This window comes from Cupriavidus campinensis, from assembly GCF_905397395.1.
Taxonomy (GTDB): domain Bacteria; phylum Pseudomonadota; class Gammaproteobacteria; order Burkholderiales; family Burkholderiaceae; genus Cupriavidus; species Cupriavidus campinensis.
In genome coordinates this window covers 1-21,544 of record NZ_CAJPVH010000005.1, presented here as the reverse complement: position 1 = coordinate 21,544, position 21,544 = coordinate 1, and the positions used below count along the sequence as shown (strand labels likewise).

Annotated in this window: 18 protein-coding genes; 12 read left to right on the top strand and 6 right to left on the bottom strand. The window is 67.3% G+C overall.

Features of this window, described 5'->3' with window-relative positions; genetic code table 11:
• Positions 1-37 precede the first annotated feature (37 nt).
• From KHO18_RS04635 to KHO18_RS04620, 4 genes are all read left to right on the top strand, one after another.
• Positions 38-508 carry a DUF2127 domain-containing protein gene (locus KHO18_RS04635; RefSeq protein ID WP_144196613.1) on the top strand — a complete coding sequence of 157 codons (471 nt, stop codon included), beginning with the start codon at positions 38-40 and terminating at the stop codon, positions 506-508.
• A 100-nt stretch (positions 509-608) separates the two neighbouring features.
• Positions 609-899 (top strand): antibiotic biosynthesis monooxygenase family protein, encoded by a 291-nt coding sequence (locus tag KHO18_RS04630; RefSeq protein WP_144196614.1) that lies wholly within the window; start codon positions 609-611, stop codon positions 897-899.
• A 14-nt stretch (positions 900-913) separates the two neighbouring features.
• Complete coding sequence (locus KHO18_RS04625) at positions 914-1,546, top strand: CDP-alcohol phosphatidyltransferase family protein (RefSeq protein WP_144196615.1); 633 nt, start codon at positions 914-916, stop codon at positions 1,544-1,546.
• 148 nt (positions 1,547-1,694) lie between these two features.
• A complete protein-coding gene (locus KHO18_RS04620) occupies positions 1,695-2,966 on the top strand; it encodes a serine hydrolase domain-containing protein (protein ID WP_144203559.1) in 1,272 nt (423 codons plus the stop codon).
• 54 nt (positions 2,967-3,020) lie between these two features.
• On the opposite strand, the gene KHO18_RS04615 is transcribed toward KHO18_RS04620, so the two are convergent.
• The gene (locus KHO18_RS04615; protein WP_144203561.1) at positions 3,021-4,043 is read right to left on the bottom strand and encodes a helix-turn-helix domain-containing protein; all 1,023 of its coding nucleotides are present in this window, start codon (positions 4,041-4,043) and stop codon (positions 3,021-3,023) included.
• A gap of 142 nt (positions 4,044-4,185) precedes the next feature.
• On the opposite strand from KHO18_RS04615, the gene KHO18_RS04610 reads away from it, so the two are divergent.
• The 6 genes from KHO18_RS04610 to KHO18_RS04585 all read left to right on the top strand — a co-directional run bounded on the left by KHO18_RS04610 (position 4,186) and on the right by KHO18_RS04585 (position 13,088).
• Complete coding sequence (locus KHO18_RS04610; RefSeq protein WP_211942845.1) at positions 4,186-6,627, top strand: acylase; 2,442 nt, start codon at positions 4,186-4,188, stop codon at positions 6,625-6,627.
• Between the two features lie 149 nt (positions 6,628-6,776).
• Positions 6,777-7,385 carry a TetR/AcrR family transcriptional regulator gene (locus tag KHO18_RS04605; protein ID WP_144203565.1) on the top strand — a complete coding sequence of 203 codons (609 nt, stop codon included), beginning with the start codon at positions 6,777-6,779 and terminating at the stop codon, positions 7,383-7,385.
• A gap of 110 nt (positions 7,386-7,495) precedes the next feature.
• The gene (locus KHO18_RS04600) at positions 7,496-8,758 is read left to right on the top strand and encodes a YbfB/YjiJ family MFS transporter (RefSeq protein WP_144203567.1); all 1,263 of its coding nucleotides are present in this window, start codon (positions 7,496-7,498) and stop codon (positions 8,756-8,758) included.
• A 109-nt stretch (positions 8,759-8,867) separates the two neighbouring features.
• The gene (locus KHO18_RS04595; protein ID WP_211942844.1) at positions 8,868-9,983 is read left to right on the top strand and encodes an NADH:flavin oxidoreductase/NADH oxidase; all 1,116 of its coding nucleotides are present in this window, start codon (positions 8,868-8,870) and stop codon (positions 9,981-9,983) included.
• A 161-nt stretch (positions 9,984-10,144) separates the two neighbouring features.
• A complete protein-coding gene (locus KHO18_RS04590; RefSeq protein WP_186296999.1) occupies positions 10,145-12,739 on the top strand; it encodes a hypothetical protein in 2,595 nt (864 codons plus the stop codon).
• A 181-nt stretch (positions 12,740-12,920) separates the two neighbouring features.
• Positions 12,921-13,088, top strand: a complete 168-nt coding sequence (locus tag KHO18_RS04585) for a hypothetical protein (RefSeq protein WP_177219923.1) — start codon at positions 12,921-12,923, stop codon at positions 13,086-13,088.
• A 37-nt stretch (positions 13,089-13,125) separates the two neighbouring features.
• Here KHO18_RS04585 and KHO18_RS04580 read toward each other — a convergent pair whose 3' ends face one another.
• The 4 genes from KHO18_RS04580 to KHO18_RS04565 form a co-directional block, all read right to left on the bottom strand.
• Positions 13,126-14,580 carry an aldehyde dehydrogenase family protein gene (locus KHO18_RS04580; protein WP_144203571.1) on the bottom strand — a complete coding sequence of 485 codons (1,455 nt, stop codon included), beginning with the start codon at positions 14,578-14,580 and terminating at the stop codon, positions 13,126-13,128.
• Between the two features lie 167 nt (positions 14,581-14,747).
• Complete coding sequence (locus tag KHO18_RS04575; RefSeq protein WP_144203573.1) at positions 14,748-16,556, bottom strand: ATP-binding response regulator; 1,809 nt, start codon at positions 16,554-16,556, stop codon at positions 14,748-14,750.
• A gap of 18 nt (positions 16,557-16,574) precedes the next feature.
• Positions 16,575-17,237 (bottom strand): response regulator transcription factor, encoded by a 663-nt coding sequence (locus KHO18_RS04570; RefSeq protein ID WP_211942843.1) that lies wholly within the window; start codon positions 17,235-17,237, stop codon positions 16,575-16,577.
• 238 nt (positions 17,238-17,475) lie between these two features.
• Complete coding sequence (locus tag KHO18_RS04565) at positions 17,476-18,051, bottom strand: TetR/AcrR family transcriptional regulator (RefSeq protein WP_211942842.1); 576 nt, start codon at positions 18,049-18,051, stop codon at positions 17,476-17,478.
• Positions 18,052-18,175: 124 nt separating this feature from the next.
• Between KHO18_RS04565 and KHO18_RS04560 the strand changes: the two genes are divergently transcribed.
• Entirely contained in the window at positions 18,176-19,585 is a 1,410-nt protein-coding gene (locus tag KHO18_RS04560; RefSeq protein ID WP_211942841.1) for an amidase, read from the top strand.
• 60 nt (positions 19,586-19,645) lie between these two features.
• On the opposite strand, the gene KHO18_RS04555 is transcribed toward KHO18_RS04560, so the two are convergent.
• Complete coding sequence (locus KHO18_RS04555; protein WP_144203582.1) at positions 19,646-20,668, bottom strand: class I fructose-bisphosphate aldolase; 1,023 nt, start codon at positions 20,666-20,668, stop codon at positions 19,646-19,648.
• Between the two features lie 198 nt (positions 20,669-20,866).
• Between KHO18_RS04555 and KHO18_RS04550 the strand changes: the two genes are divergently transcribed.
• Complete coding sequence (locus tag KHO18_RS04550) at positions 20,867-21,247, top strand: hypothetical protein (RefSeq protein ID WP_144203584.1); 381 nt, start codon at positions 20,867-20,869, stop codon at positions 21,245-21,247.
• Positions 21,248-21,544: the final 297 nt, after the last annotated feature.

Sequence of the window (21,544 nt, the reverse complement as noted above, 5' to 3'; positions counted from 1 at the left end):
TGCACAATGGCGGCTTCGTCGACTCCCGCTTCTCGCCATGGCAAAAGGGGCAGCAGCCAGCCCGCAACTGGGCCTCAAGAGCATTGCAATGTTTGAAGCCGCCAAGGGCGCGCTCGTCATCCTGGCCGGCATCGGACTCGTGGCGTTGCTGCACCGCGACGCCCAGGCGCTGGCCGAGGCGATCGTCAGCCGCTTCCACATCAACCCGGCGAGCCGGTATCCCACCATCTTCCTGTCGCTGCTGGCGCATCCCACTGACGGGCGCCTCTGGGCCATCGGCGGCTCGGCCGCGATGTACGCGCTGATGCGGTTCACGGAAGCCTACGGCCTCTGGCGCGGGCGCGCGTGGGGCAACTGGCTCGGCGTGTGGTCGGGCGGCATCTATATACCGGTGGAGGTGTACGAGGCCATCCGCCACCCCACCTGGATCCATGTGGGGCTGGCCGTGGCGAACGCGCTTGTGGTGGCCTATCTCGTGACCGGGCTCGCGCGGCACCGCGTGACGTGACGAGCGCGCGCCAAAATCTGCTAAGGTAGACAGCAAGCCGCTTCGCGGCGCATTGCTCACCGATCGGAAGGCTCCGATCCCACCCGAATACGAGACCATCATGATTCACGAAATCGCCCAGATCACGATCAAGCCCGGCATGGAGTCGCAGTTCGAAGCCGCCGTGGCGCAAGCCAAGCCGCTGTTCCTGCGGGCGCGCGGCTGCCATGGCATGAACCTGCAACGCTCGATCGAGCAGCCGTCGCAATACGCGCTGGTGGTGGCCTGGGAAACCGTGGAAGACCACATGGTCCACTTCCGCGAGTCCGATGACTTCCAGACGTGGCGCAAGCTCGTGGGCGACTGCTTTGCCGCGCCGCCCCAGGTGCATCACGTCAACACCGTGCTCTGACCCGGAGGTTGCGCATGGCGACACCCCAGGAGCGCCCACGGCATTTCTCGATGCTGCGCGACCTGCAGCTGGCCGACTTTTTTACACTGGCCAACGCGGCGTGCGGCATGGGATCGGTATTTTTTGCCATGTACTACGTGGGCGAGCCGGTGCTGACCCATTTCTATATCGCGGCGGCGCTGGCGCCGGCGGCGTTCATCTTCGATGTGCTCGACGGCCGCATCGCGCGCTGGCGCCACGCCCATTCGGCGCTGGGCCGCGAACTCGATTCGCTGTCCGACATCATCTCGTTCGGCGTGGGCCCGGCCACGCTGGCCTTCGCCGCCGGCATGCGCGGCGGCTGGGACCTCGCCGCGCTGATCTACTTCGTCTGCTGCGGCGTCAGCCGTCTGGCACGCTTCAACGTAACGGCCGAAACGCTGGCCGAGGGCACCGGCAAGGTCAAGTACTTCGAAGGCACCCCGATCCCCACCAGCGTGGTGCTGACCGGCATCCTGGCGTGGTGCGCCGCCGCCGGCCGCATCGGCGACGCGCTGCCAGCCGGCGCCTGGCTGATCGGCCCCGGCACCTTCCATCCCATGGCGCTGCTGTTCGTCCTCAGCGGCTCGCTGATGATCAGCAAGACGCTGCGAATTCCGAAGTTCTAGTCGTTCTCCACCTGTTGCCCGACGCCTGGGCGTCGGGCAACTTGCCTACCTACGCCGGCCGTGTACGGGGATTGAATCGGGGCCCGACTCTGGGTAGTCTGGCGGCTCGCAGACATCATCGCGATAAAAACAACCAGGAGATTCGGCGATGCAAGACAAGGCGATGCAAGGCATGTCCCGGGCCCGGCTGGAGCGGGTCGAGCAGTTTCTCGATGCCACCTACGTGGCAAGCGGCAAGCTGCCCGGCGCGCTGGTCCAGGTGTGGCGGCGCGGCGAAGTCGTGCTGAATTCGGTGCTGGGCATGGCCGACCGCGAGCGGCAGACGCCGCTGGCCGAGGATTCGATCTTCCGCATCTACTCTATGACGAAGCCGATCACCTCGGTGGCGATCATGATGCTGGTCGAGGAATGCAAGATCGCTCTCGACGATCCGGTCAGCAAGTACATCCCGTCGTGGGAGAACCTTGGCGTCTACGCGGGCGGCTATATGGAGAGCTTCCAGACCCGGCCGGCCAAGCGCCAGATGCTGGTGGTGGACCTGCTGCGCCATACGTCCGGCCTGACCTACGGCTTCCAGCAGAACAGCAATGTCGATGCCGCCTACCGCAAGCTGAAGATTGCCGACCGCACCACCGAAGGCACGACGCTGGACGACATGGTCGAGCAGTTGTCGAAGCTGCCGCTGGAGTTCTCGCCCGGTGAGGCGTGGAACTACTCGGTCTCCACGGACGTGCTCGGTTATCTGGTTGGCAAGGTCAGCGGCATGCCGTTCGAGACCTTCGTCAAGCAGCGCATTCTCGATCCGCTGGGCATGGTGGACACCGCGTTCCACGTGCCGGAAGACAAGATTTCGCGCTTCTGCGCCTGCTATGCCGTGGGCGTGCTGGGCTCGAAAGTGGTGTCCCAGGACCGCCCGACGCTGCAGGACGACCCCCGCACCAGCCCCTACCTGAAGCCGCCCACGCTGGTCTCCGGCGGCGGCGGGCTGGTCTCGACGGCGGCCGACTACCTGCGCTTCTCGCGCATGCTGCTGCAAGGCGGCGAACTCGATGGCGTGCGCCTGCTCGGCCCCAAGACGCTGGCGCTGATGACCGCCAACCACCTTCCGGGCGGGCAGGACATTCCACGCCTGTCGCGGTCGATGTTCAGCGAAGCCACCTACGATGGCGTGGGCTTCGGCCTCGGCTTCGCCACCACGGTCACCCCCGCGAGCACGCTGATGCCAGGCAGTGCCGGCGATTTCTTCTGGGGCGGCGCCGCCAGTACCTTCTTCTGGGTCGATCCCCAGGAAGACCTGATCGGCGTGTTCCTGACGCAGTTGCTGCCGTCGTCTGCATTCCCCGTGCGGCGTCAGTTGCGTACACTGGTCTACAGCGCCATCACCGAGCCCGGCCCGGCGGCTCGCGGCAGGGGCGCCTAAGCCACCGCAGCCCCCTAAGCCGCCCTAAGCCACCCTAAGGCGCCCTAAGCCACCCTAAGCCACCCCCGCGCGCAACTCGGCCCGCACCGAGTGCGCGCGCCGGTGCGCCCCGGGCGGCAGGCCGGTGTGCTTGCGCACCACGGACCGGAACGCCGACATGTCCTGATAGCCGCACTGCTCGGCAATCGCGGTCAGGCTCAGGGTGGTCACTTCCAGCAGATGGCAGGCGCGTTCCGCGCGCAGCTTGTGCAGGAACTGCAACGGCGACATCCCCACGGATTTCATGAAGTGCCGCAGCAGCGTGCGCTCGCTGGTGGCCGCCACGGCCGCCAGCCGCGTCAGGTCGTAGGGCTCGGCCAGATGTTGTTGCAGGTGCCGGCGGGCGCGTAGCACCACGCTTTCTCGGGGCGCGTCGCCAGCGCGGAGCCAGATCTTCAGCGCCGCGCCGCGCTCGGGCTGGTCCAGCAGGGTATTGCCGACGGTGCGCGCCAGCGCGTCGCCGGCCATGCGCGCCACGGCCCGCTGCATCAGGGCGTGGATCTGCTCCATCGCCCGCGCGCTGAGCAGGTTGCCGCTCTCCACAATGGCCTGATCCGCCGGCAGCCGCCGCGCCGGCTCCCCGGCACGCATCCAGTTGGCAATCAGCCACGGCACCGCCAGCCGCCACGGCTTGGGCAAGGTCAGGCCGACCAGCAGCGCCACCGCCGTGAACGGCGCCACCAGCAGCGCGCCGTTGGCCGCTGCCGCCGCAATGGCCGCGCGCTCGGCATCGATCTGGGACAGCAGCAGTTCCAGCCCGGCAATATGGTCGAACAGCGGCGGGCCGATCACCACCATGCTGTCGCTGTCGGCCTGCGCCAGGGCGTCCAGCCCGACTACCTCGGCCCGTATGACCTCGGCGGCGGCGCGCCAGCGTTCCGGCTCGGCCGCCGCGAGCCGCCACTGGAACGGCGTGGCGTGGCCGCGCCGCCGTGGCTGCATGGAGGCCAGCGTGTTCGCGATCATCAGCGTATCGGCGGCCACGGCCAGCGTGGAGACCGCCACGGCGGGATAGCAGAGCAGATAGACGACGGTCATCGGGGCGGGGGGGGGCGGGGGCGGCGCCGCATGGCGGCATTGCCACCAATTCTGGCGAGATTCCCCCTACCTGTCATGCCCCGATTTACCCGACCATTGCCCACGCGGCACCCAGAACAATCACAAGAATGGAGAGAGACAGATGAAGCATCGCATTGCGCGAGGCGCGACCACGCTCGCCACGCTGGCGTTGGCAGCCACCGCGCTGACCGGCTGCGCCACCGGCGGCGGATATGGCAGCGGATATGGCAGCGGATACGGCAGCGGATACGGCAGCGAGCAGGGCCTGAGCGCGGAGATCCGGCGCACGTCGTACGGCATTCCGCACATCCGTGCCAACGACTACGCCGGCGTGGCGTTCGGCATGGCCTACGCCTACGCGCAGGACAACGTCTGCCTGATGGCCGACCAGCTCGTCACGGTCAGCGGCGAACGCGCCGCCGTGTTCGGGCCGGACCAGACCACCGAGGTCTCGTTCAAGCGCCTGCGCAACGGCGACGCCGACGCCTTCTTCCGCGCGATTCTGGACGATGAGGCCCTGCAGGCCGGCATGGCCAAGCAGTCGCCTGAGGCGCGCGAACTGCTGCGCGGCTACATCGCCGGCTACAACCGCTATCTGCGCGACACCCCGCCAGCGCAGCGCCCCGCCGCGTGCCGCAATGCCGCGTGGGTGCGGCCCGTCACCGCGCTGGACATGGCGCGCCTGGCCGAGGAAAAGAGCATCCAGGCCAGCGCCGGCGCGCTCGCGGCCGGCATTCTGGCCGCCGCGCCGCCCGCCGCCGGCAAGGCTGCGGCGGCCTTGTCCGATAAGCTCGACGTGGCGGCGATCGATGTCGAGGCCGTCAACCGCGACCTCCAGCTGCTCGATCCGCCCATCGGCAGCAACGGCTGGGCCTTCGGCAAGGCCGCCACGGCCAACGGGCGCGGCCTGCTGCTCGGCAATCCGCACTTTCCGTGGACCACCACCAACCGCTTTTTCGAAGCCCACCTGACCGTCCCGGGCAAGCTGGACGTGATGGGCGCGTCGATTGCGTCCTTCCCCATCATCAGCATCGGCTTCAACAAGGACGTGGCGTGGACCCACACGGTGTCCACCGCGCGCCGTTTCACGCTGTTCGAACTGAAGCTGGCCGAAGGCGACCCGACCACCTACCTGATCGACGGCAAGCCGCACAAGATGACCACGAAGACGGTGCGCTACGACGTGCGCCAGCCTGACGGCACGCTGGCGGCGCGCACGCACACCTTCTATATGACCGAGTACGGCCCGGTGGTGGCGATGCCGGCCGCCGGCCTGCCGTGGACTGCCCAGCGCGCCTACACGCTGCGCGACGCCAACCGCAACAACATGCGCGCCATCGACACATGGCTGGACATTGCCCGCGCCGGCAATGTGGGCGACGTCCGCCAGGCCATCGGCAATCTCGGCATCCCCTGGGTCAATACGATCGCCACGGACCGCCATGGCCGCGCGCTGTTCGCCGATGTGTCGGTCACGCCGAACGTCTCGGCGACGATGCTCGGCCAGTGCGCGCCGGCCGGCGATGGCGCCGCGCTGGCGAAAAAGCTGCTTGTGGGTACCGGCATGGTGTTGCTGGATGGCTCGCGCGCCGCGTGCAACTGGACCGTGGACGCTGCCTCGCCGGTGCCGGGCCTCGTGCCGCCATCGGCCATGCCCGTGCTGGAGCGCGACGACTTCGTGGCCAACAGCAACGACAGCTCCTGGCTGACCAACCCGGCGCAGAAGCTGGAGGGCTTCTCGCCAGTGCTCGGGCCGCAGGGCGTGCCGCAGCGGCTGCGCACGCGGGTGGGCCTGATGGAGATCGGCAAGCGGCTTTCGGGCGTGGATGGCCTGCCCGGCAACCGCTTCGACGTGCCGAGCCTGCAGGCCGTGCTGTTCCGGGACCGCAACCTGGCGGCCGAAATCGTGCTGGACGACCTGCTGCGCGCCTGCGCCGGCAAGGCGGCCCAGGCCGATGCCGATCTGCGCGATGGCTGCGCGGCGCTGGGCAAGTGGGACCGCCGCAGCAATGTGGAGAGCCGGGCGGCGCCGCTGTTCCGCGAGTTCTGGATGCGCGCGCACACCATCCCCAACGTCTATGCCGTGGCGTTCAATGCGGCGGACCCGGTCAACACGCCGCGCGGCCTGCGCATGCAGGACGGCACGGTGGGGCCGGCGGTGTTCAAGGCGCTCAAGGATGCGGTCGGGGCCATGCACACGGCTGGATTTGCGCTTGATGCGCCACTTGGCGAGGTTCAGGCCGCGATTTCGCCGGCAGGCCGCATCGCGCTCCACGGCGGGGAGGAGTACGAGGGCGTGCTGAACAAGCTGACCAGCCAGCCGGTGTCGGCGCAGGGCCTGCACGTCTACTTCGGCACCAGCTACGTCCAGACCGTGGGGTTCGATGACCACGGCCCGGTAGCGCAGGCGCTGCTGGTCTATGGCCAGTCGGTCGACCCGAACTCGCCCCACGCCTGGGACCAGATGCGGGAGTTCTCGGCCAAACGCTGGATTTCCCTGCCGTTCACGGAACAGGCGATTGCGGCGGACCCGCAGTTCACCGTGGTGAAGCTGAGCCAATAAAGTCGGCACTGCATCACCCGTATCTGCCAACACCCCGCCCGGTTCACGCCGGGCGGCTTTTTTTGCGGCGGTGCCGCATCCGACCTTGCGTTTTGTATCGATCGCTCTATAATCCGTTCCATACCGACCGATACAAAACGGAATCCGTCATGGCAAGACCCCGGCAATTCGACGCGGCAGCCGCGCTGGCCGCCGCCCAGAACACCTTTCTGGACAAGGGCTACCAGGCCACGTCCACGCGTGAGCTGACGCAGGCCATGGGCCTGACCCAGCCCAGCCTCTACAACGCGTTTGGCGACAAGCGCTCGCTGTTCCTGCTGGCGCTGGATGACTACCTGAACAAGTCGCTCCGTGCCCGCATTGCGCGGGCGGAGGCAAACCATCCGCCGGCGCAGGCCATTGCCGCGTTCTTCGGCGAAAGTGTGGAGCGCGCGCTGGCTGACCCCCAGCATCGCGGCTGCATGCTGATCAATGCTTCGCTGGATGCCTCGTCCGACGACCCGGCGCTGCGCGAGGTGGTGGCCGAGGAACTGGACGATCTACGGGCGTTCTTCGAACGTTCCGTGCGCGCCGCACAGGCCGCCGGCACGCTGGATGCCGGCTTTGTCCCCGAGGACGTGGCCGCCAACCTGCTGGCCGTGCAGGTGGGCTTGCGCGTGCTGTCGCGCGTGATGCCCGAGCGCGCACTGCTGGAGGCGATGGTGCGGCAGGCGTTGTCCATGCTGAACCTGCCATCCATGCCCCCGCCATCGTGTTGATGCTGATCCGCTGAGGGCCCCCGGCCCGCCTCGCAATCCCCCCCTGATTTATCCGCCAACGGGCTGCCGGCGCAGCGCGGGGGCGGCGTTCGTCCCCAAGGAGTTCCGTCATGTCCCAAGATGCCGCCACGGCACCACCACCCACTGCGATCCGGTCCCCGGGCAATGCCGCTGGCACGGGCCGCGCGCTCGATGCCCGGGCCCTTTATGCCGCGCTGGCCGGTCTCTGCGCGAGCCTGGTCGCCATCGGCCTCGCACGCTTTGCCTATACGCCGCTGATTCCCCCGCTGATCGACGCGCACTGGTTTACGGCCGCCGATACGGTCACGCTCAGCGCCGCCAACTTCGCGGGCTACTTCGCCGGCGCGCTGTTTGGCCGGCCGATCGCGGCGCGGCTGTCCAACCGCCATGCGCTGCGCTGGCTGATGGTGGCCGCCACGGCGGCGTTCTTCGCCTGCGCGTTCCCGGTCTCGACGAGCTGGTACTTCGTCTGGCGCTTCCTGTCCGGGCTGTCCGGCGGCGCCATCATGGTGCTCGTGGCGACGGCCATCCTGCCCCATATCGCCCCGGCGCGGCGCGGTTTCGTCAGCGGCATGATCTTTCTCGGCCTGGGGCTGGGCATCGCGGCATCCGGCACGCTGGTGCCGGCACTGCTGACGCTGGGGCTGCGCGAGACGTGGCTCGGCCTTGGCGCGCTGGCGCTGGTGCTGACGGCGTTGAGCTGGTTCGGCTGGCCCGCCACCGATGCGCCGGCTGGCACGCCGACCCCGCCCGCCGGGCATCCCGAAATTGGTGCAGCGCTGCGCGCCGAGCGGCCCACGCTGCGGCTGCTGAGCCTGCAATACGCGGCCAACGCGCTGGGGCTCGTGCCGGCGATGGTGCTGCTGGTGGATTACGTGGCGCGCGGGCTGGGGCAGGGCCCCAACGTGGGCGCCGGCTACTGGGTGCTCTATGGTGTGGCCGCCATCGCCGGGCCGCTGGTCTCCGGCTTTTTGGGTGACCGCATGGGCTTCCGCAACGCCTACCGGCTGGCGCTGCTGCTCCAGGCCCTGGCCGTGGGGGCGCTGGCGCTGTGGGACGGCCCCGTGGTCATCGTGGCGGCCACCATCGTGCTCGGCGCGTTTACGCCCGGCGTGGTGCCGCTGATGCTGGGCCGCGTGCACGACACGCTGCCGCACGACCCCAGCGCCCAACGCGCGGCATGGAGCCGCGTGACCAGCGCCTTCGCGCTGTTCCAGGTGCTGGCCGGCTATGGCTACTCGTACCTGTTTGCGCACACCCACGAGAACTACGCGCTGATCTTCGCCTGCGGCGCGGTGGCCTTCATGATTGCGCTGGGGGCGGATCTGGTGCTGCGGGGACGGGTGCGATAAGGGTCGGCGGCGTTGTGCGGGCGTTGCGAGCAAGGTTTTCCGCTCGCCACTACAATCGCCAACATCGTGACACCCGCCTACGCCTGAAGGCCTCCGAAGGAACCTGTTCATGTCCCAACTTTTCACGCCCTACAAGATCGGTAATCTCGAACTTGCCAACCGCATCGCCATTGCGCCGATGTGCCAGTACTCGGCCGACGAGGGCTCGGCTACCGACTGGCACATGATTCACCTGGGCCACATGGCGCTCTCGGGTGCCGGGCTGCTGATCGTCGAGGCCACGGCGGTGTCGCCCGAGGGCCGCATCTCGCCGGACGACCTCGGCCTGTACAGCGATGCCAACGAGGCCGCGCTGGGCCGCGTGCTGGACGCGGTGCGCAAGTATTCCCCCATTGCGGTGAGCGTGCAGCTTGCGCACGCGGGCCGCAAGGCGTCGAGCCAGGCGCCCTGGGAGGGCGGTGCGCAGATCCGCCCGGACCAGCCGCGCGGCTGGCAGACCGTGGCGCCGTCGGCAGTGCCGCATGGCGCGGACGAAGTGCCGCCCCTGGCGCTGGACAAGGCCGGCATGCGCAAGATTCGTGACGATTTCGTCGCCGCAGCCAAGCGCGCCGCGCGGCTCGGCATCGACGGCATCGAGGTGCACGGCGCGCACGGCTACCTGCTGCACCAGTTCCTGTCGCCGCTGGCCAATCATCGCACCGACGAATACGGCGGCAGCCTGGAGAACCGCATGCGCTTTCCGCTGGAAGTGTTCGATGCCGTGCGCGAGGCGTTTCCCGCCGAGCGGCCCGTGTGGATGCGCGTCTCCGCCACGGACTGGGTGCCGAACGGCTGGGACATCGACGGCACGCTGGCGCTGTCCCACGCGCTCAAGGCGCGCGGGTGCGCGGCGGTGCATGTGAGCACGGGCGGCGTGTCCCCGCAGCAGGCCATCAAGCTCGGGCCGGGCTACCAGGTGCCTTACGCGCAGCGCGTGAAGGCCGAGGTGGGCCTGCCGACGCTGGCCGTGGGCCTGATCACGGAGCCCGAGCAGGCCGAGTCCATCGTCGCCAACAACGAGGCCGATGTCATCTCGATTGCGCGCGCCATGCTCTACGATCCGCGCTGGCCGTGGCACGCCGCCGCCAAGCTCGGCGCCAGCGTGGACGCCCCGAAGCAGTACTGGCGCTCCCAGCCGCGCGGGCTTGAAAAGCTGTTCCGCGACGCGCATTTCGGCCAGCGCTGAGTCCCTGACTTCCCCTTGTCCGGTCTTTCCCGGCGCGCCTGATCCATCTGATGCATCCGGCGCGCATTGCCAATCCATTCTCCGATTCCCGCTTGCCGCCTAACCTGCGCTGACGCTGGCGCACGGGGCGCCGCGCTGACGAACGTGCGGAGGCAGGGATCATGGCAGTGCTTTACGACATCAAGGTGGAGAGCGGGGCGTCGCAGTGGTATGGCGTGATCTCGGTCACGAATATCCGCTACGCCGATGGCAGCGCGGTCCGGGTCAACGACTTCCTCGGCATGGGGTTCCATTCCCCGGCATCGGTGCAGCCCACCGACTTCAATCCGCAGTTCTGGATGTGGACGCCGACCACGGCGGAGACCACGAATGACCAGATCGACAGCCAGACCTGGGACGTCACCGCCAAGCTCATTTTCGAGCTGGGCCACACCTTTGCCGCCCAGGACAAGATCAATATCGGCATCAATGGCGACCTGACCGGCCCCGGCGCGGCCGACTACCTGTCGTCTTTCGCGCTGGCCGCGGATACCCTGCCGGATACCAACGGCATCGTCAGCGTGCAGGCCAACTCGGCGCCCGATGAGCGCCTGTATTCGTCCGCCCAGACCCTGTACTTCACGCAGGGCACCCAAGTCCATGTGGAGACAGTGGCGCCGGGCACGACCACGCCGCTGGCGCTGCCGGCCGGCACGTATTCGATTACCGCCAGCCCGCTGTCGAACCACGCCGGCACGGTCGTGTCCACGGCCCACGTGCAGCCGTCGACCGTCACGGTCACGCCCGGCAGCAATGCGGTCATCATGGTGGTCTATGACCCGGCGAAGTACACCGCCGCGCTCGATGTGTCGATTGGCGATATTCCCGTGCTGGCCGACGAACTGCTCGACGTCACGGTGATTGCCCGCAACTCCATCGACACGCTCGCCGCATTCTCGAGTCCGCCGGGGCATCTCACGCAGCTGCGCGGGCTGCCGCTGGTTGGCGTGGTCGACATCAGCGTGGCGAGCATCGCGGTGAACAATGTTCGCCACACGTTCCCGTCCCAGCACCGTTCGCTCGATACCAAGCTCGAGTTCGTCGCGTTCACGGCCGCCGACATGCAGTCCACGGTGGTCAACACCACCGGCTTCGTCACGCTGCCGGTCGTCATCACCTCGGACGTGACCGTCAATGCGCCGCTGGACGTGCGCCTGGTGGCGCCGAACATGAGCTATCACCAGACCTTTCACCTCGTGGCGGGCACGCATAGCTACAACCTCGCCGTGCCCGTGCAGCCGCAGGCGTACACCGTGGAGGTGTCGGACTTCATCTACGACGGTGTGGTGTACAACACGCAGACGGCTGACTACCTCGTCGTGCTGTCCACGGGCAAGGCGCAGCTGCATATCGACGTCTCGCAGGGCGCCAACCTCAAGGTGCGCGGCTTCCCCGATTTCCTGAGCTTCGGCGGCTGCGCCGACCTGACGCCCGGCAATGCGGTGGACTTCGTCGCGGCGCGCGCGTCGTCGGTGTTCAAGTACGCGGGCTTCGACGGGGCCGGCGATCCCGGCCAGTACCTGACCGACGATGCGCAGACCACGCGCACCATCCTGCTGGCGCGCGATGTGGAGCAGCAGATTGGCGGCGGCCACCAGGTGCTGCCGGTGATGGTGTCCTATACCTGCAACCTGTCCCTCGGGGACACGCCCACGCAACTCGCCAACACGCAGGGCCTGGCCCACAGCTTCGGCAACCTCATCCTGTCGCTGAATTTGGCGAAGGAACACACGGATGTCGACCATCCGGTGCCGTGCGGCTTCGTCGTCAACCCGGACTTCCTCGGCGCCTGCCAGCAGGGCGGATTCGCGCCGGACTACGCCATGCCCGTGCGCGAGCCGCTGCGGCAGGCCCTGGCCCACTGGAAGGTCGTCGCCACGATTCCGCAGAACATCGAAGAGAACATCCGGGGCTACGTGGCGGCCGTGAACTGGCTGATCCGCACCGTGGCGCCGGCGGTCACCTTCGGCTGGCAGGTCAACCTGTGGGGGGTGGGGGCCTCCGAATGGATCTACTCGTCCGACGACTCCCCGAAGCGCAACGCGCGCGTTACCGCCGCCTATGTGCGGGCGCTGAAGGTCCACGAGGGCGCGTACGCACCGGACTTCCTCGCCGTGGACCGCTACGAGGCCGACGATTTCACGATCCGCGCCTATGCCAATGGCTATTGCTACTGGGTGCACGAGTGGAAGCGCTTCTTCGACTTCTGCGCCGAGCTGAGCCGCGATCTCAAGGTGCCGATCATGCCGTGGCAGGTGCCGGCCAGCCATGCGCCGCTGGTGACGGACCCGGTCAACGACGACTTCGACACGCAGAACTGGGGCACGGGCGGCACCTACATCCTCGGCGATCCGGCCATCGGCACCGATTACCACAACATCAACCCGAAGATCATCGCCCTGCAGTTCCCGGACGCCTTCCACTGGGCGATGGGCACGAGCGCCAAGGACATGTTCGAGCGTTCGGTGCCGTTCGACGTCAGCGCCCCGGCCTATGGCGACTTCCCGTATCGCGGCATCTTCACGCTGCTGCTGGGCGGCGGCGCCACCACGGGCATCATCTCGACGGTGGGCGATGACACGTCCTTCGTGCGCGACAAGCTGAACGCGTACATGGACCACCCGATCCCGTTCGGCAACGACCCGGCGTCGCTGGGCTCGCCCCGTCCGCAGCGCCGGGTGCGGCGGCGACGCGGATTGGTGCGGTGCGGCAGATAAGGCACGCGCCATAGGCGATGAGCCAGGCGCGGCACGAGCAGGGATTTCCATGATTGTCACGACCCGGTGAAGTGACGACCATGGGCCTCAATAGATTGCGTTGGGCAGTACCGCGGGCGCCCCGATTCGAGCCAGCCCGCCATCACAGAAGTAGTCGAAGAACGAACTCTGGGAGACATCCATGCAAGTCTATGACGGCCTTGTTTTTGCCTGCGCCATGATGCTGATCTGCGCCTACACGTATCTGGGCGTGCAGTCGCAGAGCCTGGCGCTCAAGTACGGCTCTCCGGCCATCGTCGGCGTGCTGACGATCGCTTACGCGCTGCTGCCGATGCGGATGGTCGGCTGACCCTCCGCATCGCCTCTTCCTCCGGTTCTGGCTGACGCTAGCGTAGCGACAGCCAGATCGCCTTTGGCTCCGTGAAGTTCTCGATGGCGGCGTCGCCGTGCTCGCGCCCCAGGCCCGAGTCGCCCGACCCGCCCCACGGCAGCCGCACGTCCGTATAGCCATAGGTGTTGATCCACACGGTGCCCGCGCGCAGTTCGCCGGCCACCTTGTGCACGCGCGCGATGTCCGCGCTCCACACCCCGGCGGCCAGACTGAACGCGGTGCCGTTGGCGATGCGCACCGCATCCGCCTCATCGTCGAACGGGATCACGCTGGCCACCGGGCCGAAGATTTCCTCCTGCGAGATCCGCATCTCGTGCTCGACGTTGGCGAACACGGTGGGCGCCACGTAGAAGCCGCGTTCGCCGATGCGTGCGCCGCCGGTAACCGCGCTCGCGCCTTCTTTCTTGCCGATCTCCACGTAGTCCAGCACGGTCTTCATCTGCGCGGCCGAAACTACCGGGCCCATGGTCGTGCCGGGTTCGGCCGGATCGCCCACGCGGATCGCGCGGGCGCGCTCGGCCATCCGTTCGACGACTTCGTCGTAGACCTGCCGCTGCGCCAGGATGCGCGAGCCCGCCGAGCAGACCTGCCCCGCGTTGAAGAAGATGCCGGAAGCCGCCGCGCGCGTGGCGGCGTCCAGGTCGGCATCGGCAAAAATCACATTGGCGGACTTGCCGCCCAGCTCCAGCGTCACGCGCTTGAAGTTGGCCGCCGCGCCCTGCATGATGCCGCGCCCCACGCCGGGCGAGCCCGTGAAGGTCACCTTGTCGACGCCCGGATGCGCCACCAGCGCGTTGCCCACCACGCTGCCCTTGCCCGTGACGATATTGAACACGCCCGGTGGCACGCCGGCCTCGAGCGCCAGTTCGGCCACGCGCAGCGCGGAAAGCGGGGTGATCTCGGCCGGCTTGACCACCAGCGTGCAGCCGCACGCCAGCGCCGGGGCAATCTTCCACATGCCGATCATCAGCGGGAAATTCCACGGCACGATGGCCGCCACCACGCCCACCGGCTCGCGCACGGTGTAGGTCAGCGCGTCGTTGCGGGCGGGAATCACCTGGCCGTTGATCTTGTCGCACCAGCCGGCGTAGTAGCGCACGGTGTCGATGGCGGCCGGCACGTCCTGGCGCCGCACACCGGCCAGCGGCTTGCCGGCGTCCTGGCTTTCCAGTTGCACCAGTTCCTCGGCATGGGCCTCCAGCAGGTCGGCGAAGCGGTAGAGAATGCGCCCGCGCTCGGCGGCACGCATGCCGTTCCAGACCTTCAGTGCGGCGCGTGCGGCCTGCACGGCGCGGTCCACATCGGCGGCATTGCCCTGCGCCACGCGGGCGATGGGTGCCTCGGTGGCGGGATTGATGTCAGTGGAGTATTCGCCACTTCCGGGCGGCACACGCTGGCCGTCGATCAGCAGATCATGGGTCGGCAGGTCGCCGGATGGGGACAAAGGCATGCAAGGCTCCTCGCTGCTGGGTCATTGTTGGGGATGACGTGCGCGTTGGCCGGACGAGCTGCGGTGCCGGGCCCGCTTCTGCCTTGCAGTGTGGTGGGGGTGCTGATCTAAGTCCAATTAATAGGACTGATTCATTCATGCTTTTAATGCATGAATAGGGGTGGCGCTTATTGTTCCGTCCGCGACCATTCACCCGGGTCGATTTCCACCCAGCGGGTGTCGCGCAGCAGCGCGCTGATGGCCGCGTGGAGCTCGCCTGGCACCACGGGTTTGTGGAGCAGGGCCGTGCCCCCGGCATGGGCATGCCGCAGGCGGTCGGCGGCGGTGTCGCCGGTGATGATGATGGCCGGTAGCGCGCGGCCCACGCGCTCGCGGATGGCCGCCATGGCTTCCTGCCCGGTGCGATGGCCGCGCAGGCGGTAATCGGCCAGGATCAGGTCCGGGGTGAAGGCGTCCAGCGTGGCCAGCGCCTCCTCCTCGCTCTCGGCGGTGCGGCAGTGGCAGTGCCAGACCGCCAGCAGCCCGGCCATGGCCTCACGGATGGCCGGATCGTCGTCGATCACCAGCACGCGCAGCCCATTCAACCGCATCGCGGCACGCGGATGGGCCACCTCCTCGGGCGCTGTCCAGGCCAGCGGTAGCCGCAGCCGGAACACCGACCCGCGCCCGGGCGCGGAGGCCAGCGTCACGCGCGTCTGCATCGTGCGCGCCAGCCCTTCGACGATGGCCAGCCCCAACCCCAGCCCCTTGCGCTGGTCGCGCTCAGGATTCCCGAGCTGGTGGAACTCGCGGAAGATGTCCCGGTGCTGCGCGGCCGGAATGCCGATGCCGGTGTCCCAGACCTCCACCGACACATGGAAGCGGCGTGTGCGGCAGGCCACCAGCACGCCGCCCGTGCGCGTGTAGCGGATGGCGTTGGCGATCAGGTTGCGCAGGATCAGCTCCACCAGCGTGGGGTCGCCGAACAGCGTGGCGGTGGTGTCGCGCGTGCGGTAGACCAGCCCGCGCGCATTGGCCTGCGGCGCGAACTCGTTCTCAAGCTTGTACAGCAGCGGTTGCAGGCGGAACGGGCGCGGCCGGGGCGTGATCACGCCCGCTTCCAGCTTGGAGAAATCGAGCAGCGTGTTCAGCATCTCCCGGGCCGCGCCGGACGAGGCTTCGATATGGGCCAGCAGCTGGCGCTGGTGCTCATCGAGCTGCGTGCGGCCCAGCGAGACCAGGAACAGCCCCAGCGCGTGCAGCGGCTGGCGCAGGTCGTGGCTGGCCGAGGCCAGGAACACCGACTTCGCCCGGTTGGCTTCCTCGGCCTCGCGCTGGGCGTGGCCGGCGCGCGCGGTCTGGTCGCGCAACTGCGAAATCAGTTCGACGTTCTCGAAGCGCAGCGTAATGGCATGGCGCGCCACGCGCGCGTAGTTGCGCGCGAAGATCATCAGCACCACCAGATAGAGCGGCGTGCCGAGGAACATCGGCAGGTAGGCGATATCGCCCGTGGCCAGGAAGACCATCCAGACCGGCACAATCGACGGGATGAAGAAGCCCACCGCCACCGGCAGGCAGGCGGAGAACACCGCCAGCGCCGCCGCGCTCATCCCGGCAATCAGCGACAGCACGCAGATCACCACGGCCGGGGAGCGGATATCGAGGTAGAGCCAGGCCACCAGCCCCCACAGGCTGCCGATCAGCACCAGCATTGCGGTCATGACGCGCGCGTAGCGGCCCGAGCCGGACTCGGTGAGCCGGTTCGGCACCGCCAGCCGGCCAAAATAGGCCGCCGCGCAGGCCACGGTCATGGCCGTGGCCCAGGGCAGGGCGCCGGGGTGCCCGCCGGTGATGGTCAGCCCGCTGGCCAGGATCAGCGCGGCCAGCGCGCAGCCCAGCATGGCGATGCCGAAACTCTGGTCGATCAGCTCCATCTGCGCCGTCAGCAGGCGCGGCTCGTCGTAGCGCGGGAGCAGGCCGAAGGAAGTCGATGTCATGCGAATGCCGGCGGGCAGTCAGCGTTGCGCCTGCACCAGCCCGCGGCGCTGGGCTTCGAGGATGGCTTCCACGCGGCTGACCACGCCCAGGTGGTCGAGAATGGCCGCCACATGCACGCGCACGGTGTTCTCGGACAGCCCGAGGTGATAGGCGATGACCTTGTTCGAGCGCCCCAGGTTGAGTTGCCCAAGCACCTCCAGCTGGCGCGGCGTGAGCTGGCTCGGCGCATAAGACGCGGCCTGCGGGGCGCCATTCAGCCCGTTCAGGCCATCGAGGCAGCCGCCGTTGCCTTCCGTGGCGAAGTGCGTGCCGCCGGCGAGGCAGCAGGCAATCGCGTCCTCGATCTCGCGCGCATCGGCAGACTTGGGCAGGAATCCGGCAATGTCCTTGCGCGCCTCGGCCGGAATGGCGTCCAGCCCGGAGGTGCCCGAGACGATCAGGAACCTGGCCACGGTAAAGTGACGTTTAAGTACCTTCACGCCCTCGATCCCGTTCAGCCCCGGCATCTGGATGTCCAGCAGGACGATGTCCACCGGCTTCTCACCGTGCTGCGCCACGGCCTCCATCACGGAACCGGCCTCGATGATCGTATCCACGCTCGGGCTGTCAGCGAGCAACAGCTTGAGCCCGGTGCGGAACAGGGTGTGGTCATCGATCAGCAGCAGGCGGGCACGGGGCATGGAGGGCAGGGGGCGGGGGAGGAAACGATTGGACTCGATTCCGGCCAGCTTGTCCATGCGGGGCGTTGCGCAGACGCCCGGCTAGTCCGGAAAGATTATTGGCACTCGCATGCTGGGGTGCGAGGATCGCCACGTGGACGAATTCCGCGACTTGTCCATACCACTTTGGATACCCACTCCCTCCCGGCAGTGGGTATTTTTTTGGGCTTTTGCTTGTCGACGGTGTGCGGGGCTGGGCTTAAGCCGGCAGCAGTCCCGCCGCGCGATAGCTTTCAAGCAACGCGTCGTAGAGCGTGATATCCGACCGGCTGCGCGCCATGAGTTGGGCGCCGGCAATCGCGGCGAAGATGGCGCGGGCCCGGCGCTCGGTCTCATCGGCATCCACAAGGGAAGCGGCAGACAGGGCTTTGCCGAGCCAGGCCACATTGACGTCGGCGAAACGCTGAACCTCGTCCTTCACCGGCTGGGGCAGGTCGTCGTACTCGGCGCCCATGAAGCTGCAAAGACAAATGCGGTTCTCGTTTTCCAGCGACTTGCGGAATGTATTGGGATATTGCCGCAGCCACGCCAGCGGGTCGTTCAGTTCCTTCCACATGGCCTCCAGCAGCGCCGCCGAGTCCTCCCAATAGCGCTTGGCCACCGCCGCGGCGAGATCCGCCTTGCTTGGGAAGTGGTGATAGATGCTGGCGGCCTTGATGCCGACGTCTTCAGCCAGGTCGCGGATGCTGAGCCCGCCATAGCCATGTGCCTGCGCGATTCTCGTGGCCGCAGCCAGGATCTTGTCAGCCGAGTTTGTGCCTGCGGGGTTCTTCACTGGTTTGCCTGGACGAGAATTTGATGTTGACGGAGCCGATTATAACTCCTAGAGTTCAGCCTAACAAACGTTAGGTAGGTGGCTGGGGCCACCTTGTTCATCTGTTCACATAGAGACACACGTCATGGACTCTGAAATCTTCTATCAAGACGCCGTCAAGCTTGCCCAACTGATCCGCCAGCGGGAATTTTCTCCTGTCGAAGTGGTTCAAGCACACCTTGACCGTATCGAGGCCGTCAATCCAAGGATCAATGCGGTGGTGACCATCGCGGACGGGGCAATGGAGGCCGCCCGGGCCGCCGAGGCCGCCGTCATGGCGGGCAAGGAATTGGGCCCGCTCCACGGCGTGCCGTTCACGGCGAAAGACTCGCTCGACACGGCGGGTGTTCCGACGCAGCGTGGCTCGCCCATCTTCGCGGGCCGCACCCCAGACGTCGATGCGACCAGCGTTGCGCGCCTGAAAGCGGCCGGTGGCATTCTGCTGGCGAAGACGAATCTTCCCGAGTTTTCCTACTGGATCGAAAGCGACAACCTGTTATCCGGTCGGTCGAACAATCCTTGGAATCTTGAGCGCACGCCAGGGGGCTCGAGCGGCGGCGAGTCGGCTGCCATCGCCGCGGGCATGTCTCCGCTAGGCCTGGGCACCGATCTGGCGATCTCCGTGCGCGGGCCGGCGGCACAAACGGGCATCACGTCGCTGAAGGCCACCCACGGGCGCATTCCGATGACGGGTATCTGGCCACGAGCGCCGCGTCGATTCTGGCACGTAGGGCCGATGGCGCGCAGTGTTCGCGACATCGCGCTTGCTTACTCGCTCTTGACGGGGCCCGATGGTGCGGATGCCTTCGCTTCGAGCACCGTGTCGTTTGATGCGGGCGTGGGCCGCTCGCCCGCCCGACCCGTTCGAGTGGGCTGGCTTGTGGAGCCCGGTTTCGGGCCAATCGATCCCGAGGTGGCCGCAACGGTGCAAGCTGCCGCAGAGGCGCTTGCGGGCGTCGGATGCATCGTGGAGCCGGTGCGCATTCCCGCGCTGGAGCGGGACTTTGCCCTCGACGTCTTCAATCGCCTCCACGTCATGGAGATGAAGCCCGCATTCCTGGAGGCTACCGCTGGCCGGCGCGACGATGAACTCTACGTGATGGCCCGGACGATGCTCGCCACACCCGACACGTCCATGAAGGACTACATCGAGGCCGAGCAGGCTGCGGAGCGGCTGCGCGACGGTTTCGCTGACTATTTCCAGCGGTTCGATGCGTTGCTCACGCCCGTGTTGCCGATTCCGGCGCACAAGCATGGCGTCTCGACATTCCTCATCAATGGCCAAACCGTCGACGCCACCTATCTGCAGGGAGCAACCGTGCCCCTGAACCTGACCGGCCTTCCGGGATTGTCAATTCGGTTCGGATCAAGCCACGACGGCATGCCGATCAACGTTCAATTGGTATCCAGTTGGCAGGCCGAGTCGACGATTCTTCATCTCGCCGGCCTGCTGGAAAGTGCGAGCCAATTCCACGGTCTTCGCCCAGCCCTCTGAACGAACGAGACGCCGCTCGGATGCCGACGTCCCACGTGGCGCACTGAGCGTGTTGCAGGCTCAGCCTGTGGCATCCTCGAGCGCCGCCTGGTATTGGCCCAGGCAGGCCATGCCGTTCAGGCGGGAGCGTTGCAACAGGGCCCGTTGTGCGAGTGCCGCGTTGCCTGCCTCGCCTCTCCACGCCAGCAGCGCCGGTTCCTGCAAGGCGCGCCCGTACGAAAACGACAGCCGCCAGGGCAGCGGGGCGAGTCGGTTCATCGCATCGAGATTGGCGGTGGCTTCGGAGGGTGTCTGGCCGCCGGACAGGAAGAAAACGCCCGGCACCGCCGCCGGCACCGTGCGCCTGAGCACCTGCACGGTATGCATGGCGACTTCGGCCGCTGCAGTACGCCCGCACGCCTTGCCGGGCAGCACCATGCTCGGTTTCAGCAGCATGTGCTCGAGCACCACCGCGTGCCGGTGCAAGGCGTGGAAGACTTCGTGCAGCACGGCCTCGGACACCTCGGCGCAACGCGCCATGGTGTGCGCGCCGTCCATCAGCACCTCGGGCTCGACGATCGGCACCACGCCCGCTTCCTGGCAGATCGCGGCATAGCGCGCCAGCACGTCCGCGTTCGCTGCGATGGCGAGCCGGCCGGGCAGTGTGTCCGAGACGTTGTACACCGCGCGCCACTTAGCGAAGCGCGCGCCCTGCTGGCGATAGCCTGCGAGCCGCTTCGCCAGCCCATCGAGGCCCTCGGTGATCTCGTCCCCGGGTGCGTGGGCGAGCGCCAGCTTGCCCTTGTCCACCTTGATGCCGGGCACGATGCCCTGGCGCGCCGCCATCTCCGGTAACGGTGTGCCATCGTCGGCGCGCTGCCCCAGCGTTTCCTCGTACAGGATCACGCCACTGATGAACTCGCCGAGCCCCGGCGTGGACAAGAGCAGGCTGCGCCACGCGCGGCGCGTCTCCTCGCTCGATGGGACACCGATGTGCTCGAACCGCTTGGCGATCGTTGGCCCGCTTTCGTCGGCAGCCAGAAGGCCTTTGCCGGCCTGAACCAGCGCATCCATGGTGCGTTGCAATTCGCTTTTTGTATCCATGATGTGCTCCGGGACGCGTGGCATGAGCCCCCACGGCATGGGGTTGTGCTCTTCAGGCGCCTATAAATGTAGGAGACGGCCACGTGTTTGTGAACGATTCACGGAATCCATCTGGCCGGTGGTTGCCGTCAACGGTCAGTCGCCAGAAGCGCCATGTCCTTCCTCACACTGGTCTTCAATGGACGAGCCCGGTTCGCCATGAGGCGTGTTCACATTCTTTTGGCGACTTTGGGGTTGGCTGCCTGCGTGTCTACTGGCGTCGATGTGAAGCAGGAACAGTTGTCGCACTTCATGATCGGCTTCTCCACGCTCGACGACATTACCGGGCAGCTCGGAAATCCGACCTGGCGGGCATCCCTAAGCAGCGGCTCGACGGTCCTGATCTATTCGTTTGCCAGCTCCAGGCCACATCCCGAGAGCTTTCTGCCGTTCATTGGCCCTCTGTTCTCAGGCGGCGAGATTCGGTCGGTGATGGTCCTTTTCGAATTCGACCAAAACGGCGTCCTCCGGAGTCACGGGAGGACGACATCCAGTAGTGTTTCAGGATGGAGCGTGCTGCCGCCCGGGACCCTGCCGTAGGGAAATACCGGGCAGGGGCACAAGAGTGCGTCGCCAGAATGCGTACTGCGGCGCACACCTCCTGCCAGCCAAGATTCAAAGGTCGGCACGGCAGTTTTTGTGCGGGGGCTGGTCGATTGATTCGGCAGCGGGGCGGTTGAAAAGCGCGGCCCCACGGCGAAACCAGTCCGTAGTAACGGGCCGCTACCGACCCATAGCGGCCTGCCGGGTTTCTCCGAATCGGACAATCAGACTGCCTCGTTGAAGAGTCGTTTGTGAGGTGTGGGGAACCATCTTCCTTGTCGCCGCGCTCAAGAA